General features: G+C 59.8%; 11 protein-coding genes. 3 read left to right on the top strand and 8 right to left on the bottom strand.

The features are described 5' to 3' along the window. Positions 1-8: 8 nt before the first annotated feature. The 3 genes from R1A29_RS22375 to R1A29_RS22385 form a co-directional block, all read right to left on the bottom strand. Complete coding sequence (locus R1A29_RS22375) at positions 9-2411, bottom strand: hypothetical protein (protein WP_438299617.1); 2403 nt, start codon at positions 2409-2411, stop codon at positions 9-11. After that, entirely contained in the window at positions 2368-4692 is a 2325-nt protein-coding gene (locus tag R1A29_RS22380) for a Tc toxin subunit A (protein WP_438299618.1), read from the bottom strand. Before R1A29_RS22380 ends, R1A29_RS22375 begins: the two co-directional genes overlap by 44 nt. Before the next feature lie 239 nt (positions 4693-4931). Continuing rightward, positions 4932-8111: a hypothetical protein gene (locus R1A29_RS22385; protein WP_438299619.1), complete on the bottom strand. Its 3180-nt coding sequence runs from the start codon at positions 8109-8111 to the stop codon at positions 4932-4934. 496 nt (positions 8112-8607) lie between these two features. On the opposite strand from R1A29_RS22385, the gene R1A29_RS22390 reads away from it, so the two are divergent. After that, a complete protein-coding gene (locus R1A29_RS22390; protein WP_438302080.1) occupies positions 8608-8997 on the top strand; it encodes a DUF6124 family protein in 390 nt (129 codons plus the stop codon). A 45-nt stretch (positions 8998-9042) separates the two neighbouring features. Here the strand turns inward: R1A29_RS22390 and R1A29_RS22395 are convergent, their stop codons facing one another. Then, complete coding sequence (locus R1A29_RS22395; protein WP_432217578.1) at positions 9043-9402, bottom strand: PilZ domain-containing protein; 360 nt, start codon at positions 9400-9402, stop codon at positions 9043-9045. A gap of 216 nt (positions 9403-9618) precedes the next feature. After that, entirely contained in the window at positions 9619-10002 is a 384-nt protein-coding gene (locus tag R1A29_RS22400; protein WP_085709591.1) for a tetratricopeptide repeat protein, read from the bottom strand. Between the two features lie 171 nt (positions 10003-10173). Between R1A29_RS22400 and pyk the strand changes: the two genes are divergently transcribed. Beyond that, on the top strand, positions 10174-11625 hold the full coding sequence (gene pyk / locus R1A29_RS22405; protein WP_085697206.1) for a pyruvate kinase: 1452 nt from the start codon (positions 10174-10176) through the stop codon (positions 11623-11625). A 56-nt stretch (positions 11626-11681) separates the two neighbouring features. On the opposite strand, the gene R1A29_RS22410 is transcribed toward pyk, so the two are convergent. Genes R1A29_RS22410 through R1A29_RS22420 form a run of 3 tightly spaced genes read right to left on the bottom strand, consistent with a single transcriptional unit; the run spans position 11682 to position 14495 of the window. Further along, on the bottom strand, positions 11682-12431 hold the full coding sequence (locus tag R1A29_RS22410) for an enoyl-CoA hydratase-related protein (protein WP_438299620.1): 750 nt from the start codon (positions 12429-12431) through the stop codon (positions 11682-11684). 29 nt (positions 12432-12460) lie between these two features. Beyond that, on the bottom strand, positions 12461-13396 hold the full coding sequence (locus R1A29_RS22415; protein WP_438299621.1) for an iron-sulfur-binding ferredoxin reductase: 936 nt from the start codon (positions 13394-13396) through the stop codon (positions 12461-12463). Further along, entirely contained in the window at positions 13389-14495 is a 1107-nt protein-coding gene (locus R1A29_RS22420; RefSeq protein WP_134827912.1) for a GGDEF domain-containing protein, read from the bottom strand. Before R1A29_RS22420 ends, R1A29_RS22415 begins: the two co-directional genes overlap by 8 nt. Positions 14496-15064: 569 nt before the next feature. On the opposite strand from R1A29_RS22420, the gene R1A29_RS22425 reads away from it, so the two are divergent. Continuing rightward, positions 15065-16588, top strand: a complete 1524-nt coding sequence (locus R1A29_RS22425; RefSeq protein ID WP_007960181.1) for a fumarate hydratase — start codon at positions 15065-15067, stop codon at positions 16586-16588. The last annotated feature ends 153 nt before the right edge of the window (positions 16589-16741 follow it).

A 16741-nucleotide genomic window follows, 5' to 3' on the forward strand; every position in this document is an offset into this window, starting at 1 on the left:
GGGTCATCTCAGGATTTATTTGAACGGCGTCGTACCAGCGGTCGTTTGCGCAGACTTCCTGGAATCACCAGGGCCTGCGGTAACTTGTCGGCATGCACACTGATCTCGAAGTCACCGTTGCGCACGTCTCCTGTCCTGAGCTGTATGACGTGAGGGGTGTCGCCATAGGTGAACGACTCGGCCATGGGCGGCTGGAAGTCCATGGCCAGTGCCCTCGTGGAGTACTGGGAACTCCACCCCGCAGCGCCGCGGCTGTCTTTGAGGGAGGCAGGATCACTCGGCTGGATCTCGATGCGATAGCGCGTGCCTCTGAACAAATCGAGTCGCCCAGGGCCTGCCGGAAGAATCGGCTCGCGGTTCAACTCGTCACCGTCAGGTGTCAGCGTGAACAGAACGATGTTCCATCCGAACGCCTTGATGGCTTCAACCGTAAAGCTGTGCACTTGCGTCGGATGGTGTTGCAGGGTTGCGGTCACCGTGTACGTGCCGACCGCTGATGTCTCGAACGGATAGACGGAACGACCTTGCTCATCCGACAGGACGGTATCGGTGACAGGAGGAACCGATTCGACTTTCCAGACGACCGGATAAAGCCCAATGGGCTTGCCATCTGCCCCCGGCTTATCCGCCACATCTACCCACAATAAAGTTGGACGCGCGCCGATCACCGCCATTGGAGGATTAGCCAAGTAAAGCACGATCTGGGCGGTGTCGATTACCTCGACTGTGAGCCGGACCTCGGCGTCACTGCCCAACCTGGCGAAAATCGTCAGAGGGCCGGCCGCAGGGCTGGGCACAGAGAACGTAGCGATCCCTGATGGGTCGGTGGTTTCATCTTTTGTGATCGTGGCAGGCTCCGTCCTCCACGAAACCACCTGCCCCACGGAAGGCAACCCATCGAGTCCGACGACCTTGCAACTCACCGGCAATGGAACGCCCTCCCTTGCTACCTCGGTAACATAAGGGGCATCGAAGATCCGCGGCGAATCCTTGAACAGCAGCGAATCGGCGAACGTCATGGTATGGGAGCGATCGACAGGCCCGACCATATACCGGGCGGAGCCTGCCGAAAGGCTGGATACCCACACGAAGCTTTTGCCATCCTTGTCGGTGACCGTCTGGCGCGGCCGTATCTCGCCAAGCGTTGTTCGCCACTCCAGCGGAAATCTGGCGGGGCGGTTGCCATACTTGTCGAGTACCTCAGTGAACAACATGACTTCTTCTTGCCTGCCTGCCAGAACCGGCGGGATGGTTTTGAGTCTCGAGCTCAACTCGGGCTCGGGCCTCAGGGATTCCATATCAGGCCCTATGGTTACCGTCGGACCGTAGACTGGATCGCTGAGCAGCAGGTTGTAGCTGATATGGGCGGCCCCCATTGTTTTGCCGGCCTGCAGGCGCGCCACCGCACGTCCCTGGTTATCGGTCCTGACTTCGGGAGTGAGCACGACGCCGATATCGGTTTTGAACTGAATCGGCACACCCTTGAGGGGAACACCGAAGAAATCCTTCAGTTGCAGTAGAAACTCCGAAACTTCCTGATCCACGTTCGCGATCAGGTAGCGATTGTCGACTGTGCACAGGGTGGTGTAGCTCTGGCCGACTTCTGCCGACTCCGGTAGCGTCTGCAGATTGACGAAACGATCGTAACTTTCCAGCGAACTGCGCGCAGCCTTGGCGTATTGCGCCTGGGTATCCAGCGGATTCAGGTTGCCAAGACTGACGACGGCTCCGGCATCCAGCCCTTTGGCTGCCAGCTCAAGTGTGCGTCGCAGTACATCAAGCTCTTGCAGAGTCTGTAGCAGCGGAAGTTCGTCGCTGTCCTGAACTTCACCTTTCAAATGGCTGACGACCGTCAGCACATGCTTGATGCCGCAGCCGAAGAATCGGGCCAGTTTGTCAGCCGCCGCATCGCGCACCAGCCGACGCGCATCGTCGCTCAGATCGGGCTCGAGAAGGTTGACCTGAAGGAAATAGTCGAGAATCTTCTCTTCCGGCTCCCGGGCCTGCTCCACCATTCGGCCGAACATCGCCAGGTAGTAAAGGGTAGTGATCGAGATTTCGTAGCGGTCACCAAGACTGAACCACTGATAGTTTTCGTTTGCCTGGAGCATCTCCAGCAGTGTCGGACTCACGTTGAGCGTACTGGCAATCCGGGCTCGGCGCTCGACCTCGGCGAACAGTCGCAGAAACTGATCAGGTTCTTCCTGCGCTTTCTTCAACGCCCAACGCTTGCGCTCTGCAGGCATGCTCAGTGCCTGTGCCAGGAATCTGTAGGGATGCCCCTGCGCCCAGGCCAGGACCTGACGGGTCAGTAATGCATCGATCCGCAGATAGACCGCAAGGTTCTCTTCAACCATCGTGCGCTGCTCATCGCGGCAACGCAGCAGAACCAACAGCAGCAACGCCTTCAACGCTTGCCTTTTTCGCCTCCAGGGTCGGATCGACCGAATCCTGATAAACAAACAATGCGATGGCTTCGCATTGTTCCTCGGCGTACGCCAGATACCGCTCTTCTGTCTGGTCGTACTCACCGATCACCAGCCAGAGTTCGTCCACCAGCGACCTCAGCAAGGACGACCAATCGATGATCTGTTCGTTATGCGGAAAGCGTACCGGTGCGCCTGCTGCCAGCAATGTCGCAGGTTGCACCAGCACCGACTGTGCCTGGCTGGCCAATTGCCGAAGAAACTGTTCCTGGCTTTCAGTCCACACGGCCGGGACAACGACAGGATTGAGGTGTTGCACCAACCACAGCACCGACAGATTGAATTCATTGGCCCATTGCGCGCACTCGATCAACCCATGAATGGCGCTCAGCACATCCGCGCCTTCCGTGGTCCCGGATTCGGACACTGCAGGCTCAGTCGCCAGCTGGACTGTCAGTCCGAGGGTTTGTGCCAGCGCGGTGTACTCGATCGGTGTCAACTCACTCAGCCGGGCAAGCCGTACCAGACGCCACAACGCCGAGAGCGTAGGCAGATCGCAGTCCAGGGAAGTCGTTTTGCCCTTGGCCTCGGCGATAACGGTGCTCAGGTAGCGACAGGTTTCGCCATTGATACGCAACGCGGTGCAAATCTGGTGCACCTTATGCTGCTCGGCTGCAGTGACCGGAATGATCGCCAACGGGCTGCCATCGATGCGCAGCGGGTCATTAACGGGAAGAGGTTCGTTGTAAACCTGATCAAAGAATGCGGCTGATCCATTCTGCCCATGGACCGACAGCACATCCACCAACCCCGCGCACTCTTCGGCGGTGCAGCCATGAACGTTGATCAGTTCCACGAACAGGCCCAGGCAGCTCAGGGTGGCGGGGCGAATCCAGAGGGATGTACTGGCGCCTGCGCGCTGCTCGGCGTTCATTGCGGCAACCAGTAGCCTGTCCACCTCATGGCTTGGCAATTTCAGAATGTGATCCAGACGCACCTTGCGGTGAATGCGCTCGGCACGGTGTTCAAGCCTGCCCACCGGAAACTCACCGATATTCGTCAGCAAATGCTTGATATCGATCTCTCCGATATCGAGCCCGATCGCCGGCTGCTCTCCGCCATTGACGTAACGCGCCCCGGCAACCTCTCCCGTCAGAAGCTCCTCCGGATTGCCTATTGCAGGAACGTTGGGCGACAGCTTGGGCGTAAATTTATCCCACGCCAGCAAGCCGTCCACCCCCGACTGAGCGAGGCCGGTCGCAATCTTGAACAGCCCCAGCCGACGAAGATCCTGATTGTCGAAAATGGCCGGCCCATAGTTCCTGCGATAAAAATCTGTGGAGGTTTTTTGCGGATCAGAATCGATGCAACCCGTCAGTGGATCAACCCTGTCCGAAGACAGAAAAGCCAGTTCAGCACTCAATGGAAACACCGAGTTCTCGAGCTGCAAAGCCATCGCTTCACGCCCCATCGGCAAAGACAGTTGCCACGCCGTGTGATCGCGCCCCCCACGACCACCCGGACGTATGAAATACGGATAATCGCGGTCCATCCTGCGAATGATTTCGCCCAGCGAGCGGGTTGTCACAACCTGATCCACCACCTGCCAGATGCTCACAGCATCCGTCTCGAACGGCATGCTGAGGGGAACACGTGTCGAGCCCAAAAATTCCTGAACCGTTGAATACTCGGGAGGCAACGCTTTCGAAAGCACCGATTCCATAATCCGACTGTGGATGTCGACCCGGGACTTCTCTTCGTTGATGGCCGCAGGATCAATCAACAGTTGATCGACATCCGGGCGTCGGTCTTGCAACGGAATAGCATCAGGGCCCGCGTGTTTCTCGATTTCGTCACGGACAAATTCGCGCAGGCTGACCAGATAGGCGACCGGGGAGGCATGATGCTCCGGGCTGCCCTTTGGCGCCGACTCGTCAATATTGGGAGTGAACAATTGTTCGTAGGTGGGCAAACTCACCAACGCCTTTTTGTTGCCGCGTCCCAGCGTCGCACGCAGTTCCTGCTGGCGGTACAACCGGGTGATCTGCAGCGCCAATGCCCTGCCACGCAGCAGCAGGCTCTCGGCCTGCGAGTGTGTCAAACCGAATGCCTGCAACTCGCTCGCACTGTGTTTTATCAGGTCGAATACGCTGGAAAATTCCGCGAGGTAACGATCCAGCTTGCGCGGCACAGACAAACGTTTCTTGCCCTGTCCCAGCACGGCTCTGACCAGTTGATGCACGGGGCTTGTTTGCGAAGCTTTCATTCAGGCGCTTCCTCTTGAATGGAAAACCAATGCCAAAGAGGCGTGAGTTGGCTTTGTTGACTTCAAGCTGATTTAGCGCTGATTTGGATAAGTGAGCCACTGTCAGATCTGACAGTTTTTTCGACCGTTGGTCGGGATTTTGATGCCCGATGCGAGAGCTGGAATAAAAAAGGCCCTCAATGGAGGGCCTGAAAGGTTTCGGTCAAAAGCTCAGCCGTAGTCGTGTACGTTCAAGGGTGCTAAATGGACGGCGCAGCGGGAGCAGCAGCCATCGGCCGCACCTCGAAACGCTCGCTCCTGCGCCATTCCGAAAGGATATTGTTCAGCGTATCGCGCACCTGAACCCAGCCCCCACCCTCGGCCAACGCAACAGTGCTTTGCGCCTCCCAGTAGCCATCGGCACGGGCCATGGTCGTCGCCAGTACGATCGTGTTGTTGAACCATTGAGCAATGGTTACCGTCGCTCCTGGTCTGGCCCGTCCTGAGAAAACCGGCTTCGGGCCGACCCTGTCACCTGCCTGAGGCTGTGTGATATCGGGGGCTGTATGCAGCAACTTCGGGATGATCGGGCTCGACACGACGGAATCCAGCCCCGCACCGGCTCGCGCAATGGCAGCGATGGTGTTGCCGAAGACCATATTGTGTTCGACGTTCGCCGACCATTGGCCATGTTTGTTCACGGTGACGGGAGGAAAGTTGAACGGAGCTCCCAATCGCTGGACAACGACCTGATCGCCCGGGAATGCACCGACCCCGGAAATCCACAATTGACGACCGATGTACTGATTCGTCAGAGGTGAATCGATCTTCAGTTTCTCAGGCACCACTTTCACGTTGCGAATGGTCGCGGCGCTGAGATCACTACCATCACGAATATAAACATTTACTGCTTTAGGCCCTGTGGCCAGATTGATACCGGGCGCGCTCCAGGTGCCGTTGGTTATCGCAATATTGGTGCGGAGCGGCGCGCCTCCAAACCACAACTCGACGGTACCGCTGCGTGCAGTCGTTGTGCCGCTGAACGTCGATACCCGCGGCGTCGTGCCGCCCTCGGGCGGAACTGTGACGTCGGCCGTTGGTATATCGAATTTCACCGTCACACGTTCACTATCGACGGATGCGTTTGCAGGATTGCCCGACTCATACTGCACGGCATACAGGGTCTGATCACCCGCAGCCTGTTTCAACAGGGCGATCTCGAACTTGCCGTCGGACTTCACGTTATCTGCACCCAGCTCCTGATTGCCGATGGTCGTGAAGATCCTGACCCGGCAGCCCTTCCAGCCTTCGCCGGTGATGGTTGCCTGGAGCGGAACCGGTCCGGTGGTAAGGATTTTCGGCTGCGGTGCGCGAACGGTGAACGATTGTGTGGAGGGGGTGGACTTTTGCCCACCGAATTCTGCTGTCACGCTGACCGTGTAAGTAGCAGGGTCCCAATCCGACGTGGCGTCCAGATAGAAACTGTCACCCGTTGTAGTAGCGGTTTTGGCTGGCCCTCCATTGATTTGTACCTCGACCTTCGAGCCACTCCACATAGTGCCTCTGATCTGCGGACGTTGGCCGGTAGGTGCGGTGATGGGGGTGAGTACCGGCGGGGGCGACGGGATGATTACCGCCGGGACCGGCACAGGTTGCGACCAGATACCATTGGCCCACATTTTGGCGGTCAGTCGATTGTAATTTCCAGGTGCAACATCGGCGGTGGATCGAGTATTCCAGGCTAGATTTACTGGCACTTCGACGGCGGGTACAGCTGGCCGCATGTCCTGATCATTATTGAAAATGACCACTGTTCCCGCAGTCGTACCCCACCTCGACCCTCTCCCTGAAATCACCAGCTTCTGGCCGTCTCGAGCGCTGGTCAGTTGTGTGGGCACTGGTGCAGGGACATTGGTACGCAACTGAACCCACCCGTCACTGTAAATACGCGCCGACCCAACGCCGGCAACACTTTGCCGGCAGGAGTAATGAAGAGGCCCCGGCAACTGAGTCAGCGGTACATCGTATTCAAATGTGCCGTCAGGCTTGATAGCAACACTGAACAATGGGGGGTCCTCTACCCCGGGCTGATAAAAATGGACTTGTCCGCCCCTAAAACCGGTGCCATGCAGTTTGACCCGTTCACCTGTGGTGGTGGAAGTAACCACAGGCGGTTCTGGTTTGACATTGAATGTGACGGCCGCGCTACGACCGGACCCCTTGCCTGAATGGAACTGCTCCACCGTGAGCGCGTGAGCGCCCGGATCCAGATTGTTTGTCATGATGGAAAAGGTATCCGTATCCGCCGCCACCGCCGATCCCACTACCATGTTCGAGGAGCCCAGGAATGCAGTCAGTGTGGCACCGGGCAGACGGTTACGGCCTGTCAGTGTGAAGCCCAGCGGTACGGGCGATTGAGGGTCGGTAATGACCGGATAGCCCAATATCTGAATGGTGTATTCATTGGTGTAATTCTGCACGCCATCGATTTCAGCCGTCACCCACAAATTGCCACTGCCCAGAGTCAGGTTTGCCAGCGCAGATGCCTGCCAATTGCTTCCCGTTCCTGTATTGGCCGTGACAGACAGGGGAGTTCCGACGCCTCCCAGGACAACTTTCATTGAAGTACCGGGCCCGGCGATTCCACTGAAGACGAGATCTTTTAAAGGCACTATTGTGCCTGCTGCCGGTGAAGTAAGAGCAGCTAGATACAGATCAAAACCCTTGGAAGGGAGGGACTCAATTGCCCCCTTGAACTGGTGAGAATTAATACTCAGTTGTTTTGTACCTGCAGGAAGTTGAAGATCAGCCGACCAGGTGCCGTCTGCGGCAATCCTGGCAGTGGCCGTCACATAGTCGAAACTTCTGTGAACGAGCAGGGTGAACCCGGAAATTCCTCGAGTACCGGTTACACGCACTGGTGAGGCGGAAAAATTCTTGATTGGGTTGATGCTGGGCGGGTGAGGTTTGAAGTCTACTGTCAAAGACCCTGTCATCCAGACATCCGATACACCCGCTCTGTCGTACAAGTAACCAAATCCGATTGTTACGCTCTTGGTATCGGCTGGGATGCTTTTACCTCCACTGATGGGCTCCCAATTGCCAGTCTGCCTGGCATTGTCATTCGTCAACTCGGTCGGATTCCATACACTCCCCGTCAGGGCAACCTGCATCCATACGTTTCCTTTGGTCCGGCCATTGCTCTTGGCTTTGTAGTGCGTCGCATTGCATACGAAAGATCGACCATCCTCATTGTACGAGTACTCAACGCGCAAGTACGCCCAATACTCGCCGTTTTCGGCATAGATATCGTGCGTGATCAATACACCATTCTCTGTTTGCTCTATCGCTACTACAGTATTTCCAGGTTCGCCAGTTACCTCTTGGTCATGTGGTGACTCGCCCTTAGCCTCATCTCCAACATCATCTGATGTATTCATAACTGGCTCCATGGTGGTTAAAGGTGGTAATTCACGCACAAACATTTGCCCATCCATTGAATCCAATACCTTGAAGCGCAACACCTGACACTTCTGACAGTCCCGACAAGCGGTAACTCTTCCCACGGCCCGCACCGGCAGCGTCCTGCAAGTCGTAACAACGGGCTACGATGCCTTGTGCCATTGCCTACAAATCCCTCAGAATCCGCCGGCTTGTGCGCCTTGGCGTTGCCCCGTAACTTGATCCGTGTCGCTGCCAATCAGCGGCCGGGTTTAGTCGCCCGGGGTCTTTAGTACGTTGCGCATAAGCGTCATCCAGTCGGGTATTCCCTATCCCCGCACTCGATGGTGGCTGTTCGCAGGGCGCCCTCGGGCGCACCGGTACGTACTCCCGGTCGACTAACCTGCTTACAGCCGCCACCCTTTTCTCGTTTAGTCGCGAGCCAGATGGTGGCCCTAACGACGAGTACGAAATACATGAAGAAGCCAGTTACAAATCCCCCCCCCTACGGACACCGATCCAAAGGACCCGACCGATCAACCCGATCCGGTCTCCCCCTACGCTTCAATCGATTCAAAGAAGCTCCACGACGCAGCCCACAGGGCCCTCGACTTCTACCTCAATCCCACGGCCGAAAAACCACGCAACTCCGTAGATCGCGGCATGCAGATGTTCAAGGTCGATCCCGAGATCAATTCCGAGGCGATCGCCATCCAGACCTACGAGACTTTCTCGTCGGTGAGCATTCTGCTGCTGGACCTGGCCGACAGCCTGGACGACAAGCCGCGGCACCTGGCGATGGCGATCTATCAGTTGAGCGAGATGGGATTGCTGCTGGCGGAAAAGACGCTGGATAACGAGCGGGCGATTGCGATAGGCGCGTAACAAAAAGGGTCATGACCTGCGACAGGTCATGACCCTTTTGGTTTGTCAGGCCGAAGCCGGCAACGGCTGAAAACTGAAGTACTGTTTCAACGCCTCGACCAGTTGCCCGTATTCCGGCGGCGTGCGAAACAGGCTGAAGCCGGCGTCGTAATGTCGGGGCGTGGCGTCTTCATGGCACCACAAACAGCAGGCGCAGAGGTCGATCACCTGCTGGCAGCCATCGCCCACGGGGATCTTCAGACGCAATTTGAATTCGGCACCAATCATCATCGGCAACTGGCTGATGAGCATCAGCCCGTCTTCGGAGACGTTGCCCAGAAAGCCGATGGGTTTGTCGGTGACGCTGTTGAACACTCGCAGAAAATACGGCAACTGGTGCCGTTCGATTCGACGGTCGGTAAACATGAGCGTATCGCCATGCAGGGCCCGGCAAACGGGCCGCACTGTGCTTCGGAACGAACCTGCCCGACAGGCCCGCTCTCCCCGCTTCCGGTGTGGCGCTCGCCACTTACTGCTCATGCCAGTCGCAGGTGTTGCGCCGGTACAGAGTGCATCTGCACCGGTGTCATTCGACTATAGCTCACCTTATACAGCCGGCCAGCTTTTGTATGACAACCGCCATCAGAAGCGGGCGGGTGGCACCACGGCGGCACTGCGGGTCGGGTAGTGGCCCAGGCTCTGCAGAGTTTCCAGGCGCGCACGGGCGCGGTAGGCGTATTCGCTGTTGGGGTACGAGGCGATGATGAACTGGTAGGTCTGCGCCGCGTCGACAAACATTTTTTGCCGTTCCAGGCACTGACCGCGCATCATCGACACTTCCGGCCACACGTAGGGGCGGGCGCGGCTGGCGCGTTCGACCTTGGACAGTTCGAGCATCACTTGCTCGCAATTGCCCCGGTCATAGGCGCTGTAGGCGTTGTTCAGATGATGATTCATCGACCAACGGGTGCAGCCCGAAGCAGCGAGGACGCTGAGGGCAAGGGCGGCAATGGGCAACAATCGCATGGGGGTTCTCCTGTCTTGTGCTCTGTATCGACCCCTTGTGAGAAATCTTCAGAGCCGTTTGCGCCGATTGTCGCGTTCAAAAAAGAAAATCGTAAGTAGTGCAAACGAACAATGACTACACCCTTCGAGCATAGTAGCCTTCGCTGGCGCTTGAACCTGAGGAGTCTTTGCATGTCCGTCCGTCGTACCAAAATCGTCGCTACCCTTGGCCCGGCCAGTAACTCGCCGGAAGTTCTCGAACAGCTGATTCTGGCTGGCCTGGACGTCGCCCGTCTGAACTTCTCCCACGGCACCCCCGACGAGCACAAGGCTCGCGCGAAGCTGGTGCGTGACCTGGCTGCCAAGCACGGCCGCTTCGTCGCCCTGCTGGGTGACCTGCAAGGCCCGAAAATCCGTATCGCCAAATTCGCCAACAAGCGCATCGAGCTGAAGATCGGTGACAAGTTCACCTTCTCCACCAGCCATCCGCTGACCGAAGGCAACCAGCAAGTGGTCGGCATCGACTACCCGGACCTGGTCAAGGACTGCGGCGTGGGCGACGAGCTGCTGCTCGACGACGGCCGTGTGGTCATGCGCGTTGAGACCGCCACTGCGACCGAGCTGAACTGCGTGGTGACCATCGGCGGTCCGCTGTCCGACCACAAAGGCATCAACCGTCGCGGTGGCGGCCTGACCGCACCGGCCCTGACCGAGAAAGACAAGGCCGACATCAAGCTCGCCGCTGAAATGGAAGTCGACTACCTCGCCGTGTCCTTCCCGCGTGACGCCGCCGACATGAACTACGCCCGTCAACTGCGCGACGAAGCCGGCGGCACCGCCTGGCTGGTGGCGAAGATCGAACGCGCCGAAGCCGTAGCCGACGACGAAACCCTCGACGGTCTGATCAAGGCTTCCGACGCCGTCATGGTTGCCCGTGGTGACCTGGGCGTGGAAATCGGCGACGCCGAGCTGGTGGGCATCCAGAAGAAAATCATTCTGCACGCACGCCGCCACAACAAGGCAGTGATCGTGGCGACCCAGATGATGGAGTCGATGATCCAGAACCCGATGCCGACCCGCGCCGAAGTGTCCGACGTGGCCAACGCCGTGCTCGACTACACCGACGCCGTGATGCTGTCGGCCGAATCCGCTGCCGGCGCTTACCCGCTGGAAGCCGTGCAGGCGATGGCGCGCATCTGCGTCGGCGCTGAAAAGCACCCGACCAGCAAGACTTCCAGCCACCGTATCGGCAAGGAATTCGAGCGCTGCGACGAGAGCATTGCGCTGGCGACCATGTACACCGCCAACCACTTCCCGGGCGTCAAGGCGATCATCGCGCTGACCGAAAGTGGCTACACCCCGCTGATCATGTCGCGTATCCGTTCGTCGGTGCCGATCTACTGCTTCACCCCGCACCGCGAAGCCCAGGCCCGCGCGGCGATGTTCCGTGGCGTGTACACCGTGCCGTTCGACCCGGCTTCGCTGGCCCCGAACGAAGTCAGCCAGAAAGCCATCGACGAGCTGGTCAAGCGCGGCGTGGTGGAGAAAGGCGACTGGGTCATCCTGACCAAGGGCGACAGCTACCACACCACCGGCGGCACCAACGGCATGAAGATCCTGCACGTGGGCGACCCGCAGGTCTGAGTGACCGGTTGCTGAAAAACAAAAGCCCCGCCATGTGAATGGCGGGGCTTTTTTCGTTAATGGCGTTTGATGAACCCGGTCAACGCCGCCAACGCCTCCGGCGAGCGCAACCGCTGGGTGAACAGCGCGCCCTCTTCCTCGATCACCTTGCGAATCAACTCGCGATCCGGCGCCCGCATCAATTGTTTGCTGATGCGCACCGCCTCGGACGGCAATTCGTCAAACCGCAACGCCATCTCCCGCGCCTTGGCCAACGCGGCTTCGCCACTGCCCAGCGCCTCGGTGGCGATTCCCCATTGCGCTGCCTGCTCACCGGTGAAGCCTTCACCGAGCAGCAACAGCTCCGACGCTTTGGCCTGCCCAAGCAAGCGCGGCAGGATCAGGCTGGAACCGAATTCCGGGCACAACCCGAGATTGACGAAGGGCATGCGCAACCGCGCATCCCGCGCCACGTACACCAGATCGCAATGCAGCAACAATGTGGTGCCGATCCCCACCGCCGCCCCGGCCACGGCGGCGATCACCGGTTTGCGGCATTCGAGGAGTTCGAGCATGAAGTGAAACACCGGGCTGTCGAGATCGCTCGGCGGTTGCTGGATGAAGTCGGCAATATCGTTGCCGGCGGTGAAGCACTCGGCGCTGCCGGTGATCAGCACGGCGTTGATCTCGGGATCGTGATTGGCTTGCTTGAGCGCCTCGGCCAACTGGCTGTACATGGCGCGGGTCAGGGCGTTTTTCTTGTCGGGGCGGTTGAGGCGCAGGGTCAGCAAACCGCGTTCGCGGTGCAGCAGGATGGCTTCGGGCATAGCAGGTCTCGCGTCTGAAAGATCAGCGCTCAACCACGGCTCAGGAAGACATCGGCCAGCAGTTGATTGCGCGGCAGTCCGGCCAGGAACAGACGCTTGGCAAACGCGTCGACGCTGGCAGTCGAACCGCAGACTAAAGCCAGGGTTTGTCGGGAGACAAGGCGCAGTTGCGCCAAAGCGCCCGGCAACTCGGCCGCCGTCCACAGTTCGACGCTGAGGTTTTCCCGCTGCGCGGCCAGTGCGGCAAGGGGTTTGGCCAGGTAATGCCCAGCGGCATCATGGGCCAGATGAATGACGCGAATGGCGCCCCGATGATCCTGACGCAAGGCTTCACGCAGCACACCGAACAACGGGCCGAGGCCGGTGCCGGCGGCGAGCAGCCACAGCGGCCGGTCGTGCCAGTCCGGGTCGTAATGCAGCGCGCCACCACGCAGCTCGCCGAGGCGGATCGGGTCGCCGATCTGCAAGCGCCGGGCGGCATCGCTGAATTCGCCGGGCTGGCGGCAATCGAGGTGGAATTCAAGAAAACGGTCTTCTTCCGGCAGGCTCGCCAGCGAATACGGCCGCGCAATGTGACCTGCCCACAACACCAGATGCTGGCCGGCGCTGTAGCGCAACGGTCGCTGAGGTGTCAGGCGCAGACGCAACACGCTGTCGCCGAGCCAGTCCAGCGCTTCGACGGTGGCCGGGCGACCATCGGTGACCGGATCGAAAGTGTGCACCTGCAAGTCTTCGATCACCTGACACTGACAGGCCAGCCGCCAGCCCTGGTCACGCTGCTCGGCGCTCAAGGCATCCGGGCGACTGTCGGCGGGCAAGCCTTGCACGCATTGCACCAGGCACGCATGGCAACTGCCGGCGCGGCAGCTGTAAGGCACCGCCACACCGTTGCGGTTGAGGGCATCGAGCAGGTTGCTGCCCGCCGCCACCGACCACTGTCGTTCACCGACCCGCAGTTCAGGCATCGACGTTCTCCCACGCGGCAGCGCAACGGTTGCGCCCGTCGCGCTTGGCCCGGTACAGCGCCTGATCGGCGCGCTGCAAGGCGTCGTCCAGATCATCGCCCAGCTCCAGCAGGGTCATGCCGGCGGACAGGCTCAGGTTTTTCACATTCAGGCCCACCAGTTCGACGTCGGTGAAAGCGATGCGCAACCGCTCGCAGCAGGCGGTCAGGCGTTCGGCGTTGCAATCGGGCAGCAGCACCACGAATTCCTCACCACCATAACGCGCCAGCACATCGCCGTCGCGCAGACAGGCACCGGCCACGCCGGCGAACGCCTGCAACACCTGATCGCCGGCGGCATGGCCGTGCAGGTCGTTGATACGTTTGAAGTGGTCGAGGTCGATCAGCGCCAGGCCATGTACCACGTCCGCCTCCATCGCATTCAATTCGCGGGTGGCCAGGCGCAGAAAATGCCGGCGGTTGAACAGCCCGGTCAGTTCGTCGGTGGCCACCAGATCCTCGAGCTGGCGCATCATCCCGCGCAACGTGTCCTGATGCGCCTGCAAGGCAAAGCGGCGCTGGCGCATGCGTTGCCGTGAGGTCTGGACGAAGCGTGCGTAGATCACCAGCCAGGCCAGCACGATCAGCAGGATGCAGGCCTGCAACGCGGACAGTGCCGGATCGTGCAGCCGGAAGTGGTAACCGTCCCACAGCGTGATGGCGCAGAAGCTGAAGAACACCAGCATCGCGCAGCGCACGAAGGCCCGCCGCGACAGATGGAACAGGCCGAACAGCAGGATCAGCACATAGAAGACCAGGAACTCGCCCCGGGCTTCTTGCAGATGCGCGATCAGCCACGTCTGCCAGCCGAGGCCGAGCAACACTTGCGCTTCGGTCAGGCTCGGGTCGGAGAAGCGCAGGTTGGCGCCCGAGAAAAACACCGCGAACAGGGTCGCCTGGCTGATGACCACCAGGGCGCTGCCGACGGCGACGCCTGCCAGCGAATCTTCGTAGTGTCCGGTGAAATACGCCAGCCACAGCAGCAGCAAGGCCAATCCGTAGGTGGCTGCAGCGAGGGCGAAGCGTTTGAGCAAAAGACGTTGAATGGCGTTATGGGTCAATCGTTGACTCACCGTGCGATAAGAGGCTGACCGAGTGTCCTACTCTACAGACCGGCTGCCACTTTAGTGGCCCAGTCGATAAATGACCATTGATTTTCGGGCCGGATATTTGGCGTCAAAAAAGCCCTTGAGCCCGCCCCTCCCGGGTTCCCGGAGCGCTCGCCAAAAGCACCGGCCACGCGTGATTTTTTGTCGGCCTTCACGGCCCCCAAACAGCGCGCCGGACACACGTCTCGAAACAACGCAAATCAGCTCCCTCTCCCTCCGGGAGAGGGTTGGGGTGAGGGCAGCGGTCTAAAAGTGCAAACAATGACTCCAGATATTCCCCGAACCATGCGACCAACGAATGACTGCCGGCGCGTGTCACCACCGGGGAGGCGCGGTATACTGCCGCGCCTTTTTAGCGTCGCGCCAGCAGCCCCGGCGTGCCGACCCTGAAGGGCAGCTTCGAGCTCCGAGCTTCGAGCTGCAAGTTCAAAGCGGTATGCACCGCTTCAGCTTGCCACTCGAAGCTCGCAACTTTCAGCTGCCCTTAAAGAATGTTCCCGTCTTTTAGAGGAGCGCGACTCATGACCGTGATCAAGCAAGACGACCTGATTCAGAGCGTTGCCGACGCCCTGCAGTTCATTTCCTACTACCACCCCGTAGACTTCATCCAGGCGATGCACGAAGCCTACCTGCGCGAAGAATCGCCAGCGGCCCGTGACTCGATGGCGCAGATCCTGATCAACTCGCGCATGTGCGCCACCGGCCACCGGCCGATCTGCCAGGACACCGGCATCGTGACCGTGTTCGTGCGTGTGGGCATGGACGTGCGTTGGGATGGCGCGACCATGAGCCTGGACGACATGATCAACGAAGGCGTGCGCCGCGCCTACAACCTGCCGGAAAACGTCCTGCGCGCCTCGATCCTCGCCGACCCGGCGGGCGCTCGTAAAAACACCAAGGACAACACCCCGGCGGTCATCCACTACTCCATCGTCCCGGGCAACACCGTGGAAGTGGACGTGGCGGCCAAGGGCGGCGGTTCCGAGAACAAGTCGAAAATGGCCATGCTCAACCCGTCCGACTCGATCGTCGACTGGGTGCTGAAGACCGTTCCGACCATGGGCGCCGGCTGGTGCCCGCCGGGCATGCTGGGCATCGGCATCGGCGGTACCGCCGAGAAAGCCGCTGTGATGGCGAAAGAAGTGTTGATGGAATCCATCGACATTCACGAGCTGAAGGCCCGTGGCCCGCAGAACCGTATCGAAGAAATGCGTCTGGAGCTGTTCGAGAAGGTCAACCAGCTGGGCATCGGCGCCCAGGGCCTCGGTGGCCTGACCACCGTGCTCGACGTGAAGATCATGGATTACCCGACCCACGCCGCCTCCTTGCCGGTGTGCATGATCCCGAACTGCGCTGCCACCCGTCACGCGCACTTCGTGCTCGACGGTTCCGGCCCTGCTTCGCTGGAGGCGCCACCGCTGGACGCCTACCCGGAAATCGTCTGGGAAGCCGGCCCGTCGGCCCGTCGCGTCAACCTCGACACCCTGACCCCGGAAGACGTGCAGAGCTGGAAGCCGGGCGAAACCGTCCTGCTCAACGGCAAGATGCTCACCGGTCGCGACGCCGCGCACAAGCGCATGGTCGAGATGCTGAACAAGGGCGAAACCCTGCCGGTGGACCTCAAGGGTCGCTTCATCTACTACGTCGGCCCGGTTGATCCGGTCGGTGACGAAGTGGTTGGCCCGGCTGGCCCGACCACCGCCACGCGGATGGACAAGTTCACCCGTCAGATCCTCGAGCAGACCGGCCTGCTGGGCATGATCGGCAAGTCCGAGCGCGGCCCGACCGCCATCGACGCGATCAAGGACAACAAGGCTGTGTACCTGATGGCCGTCGGCGGTGCCGCTTACCTGGTGGCGCAGGCGATCAAGAAGTCCAAGGTGCTGGCGTTCGCCGAGCTGGGCATGGAAGCGATCTACGAGTTCGAGGTCAAGGACATGCCGGTCACCGTCGCGGTGGACAGCAAAGGTGAATCGGTACACATCACCGGTCCTGCGATCTGGCAACAGAAGATCAGCGAAAGCCTGGCGGTGGAAGTGCAGTAAGCGCTTCACCTGCTTGTGAAAAACCGGGCGGTCAGCGATGACCGCCCGGTTTTTTTTCGCCTGCCGTCAGTCGGCACCTGTCAGATCTGACAGGTGTCTGGCGCATGCCGCTCTGCTAGCGTGACACCTCGACATCTTCAGGTTGCGACGCCA

It is taken from the genome of Pseudomonas sp. NMS19W (assembly GCF_051554255.1).
In the GTDB taxonomy this organism is placed as follows: domain Bacteria; phylum Pseudomonadota; class Gammaproteobacteria; order Pseudomonadales; family Pseudomonadaceae; genus Aquipseudomonas; species Aquipseudomonas kribbensis.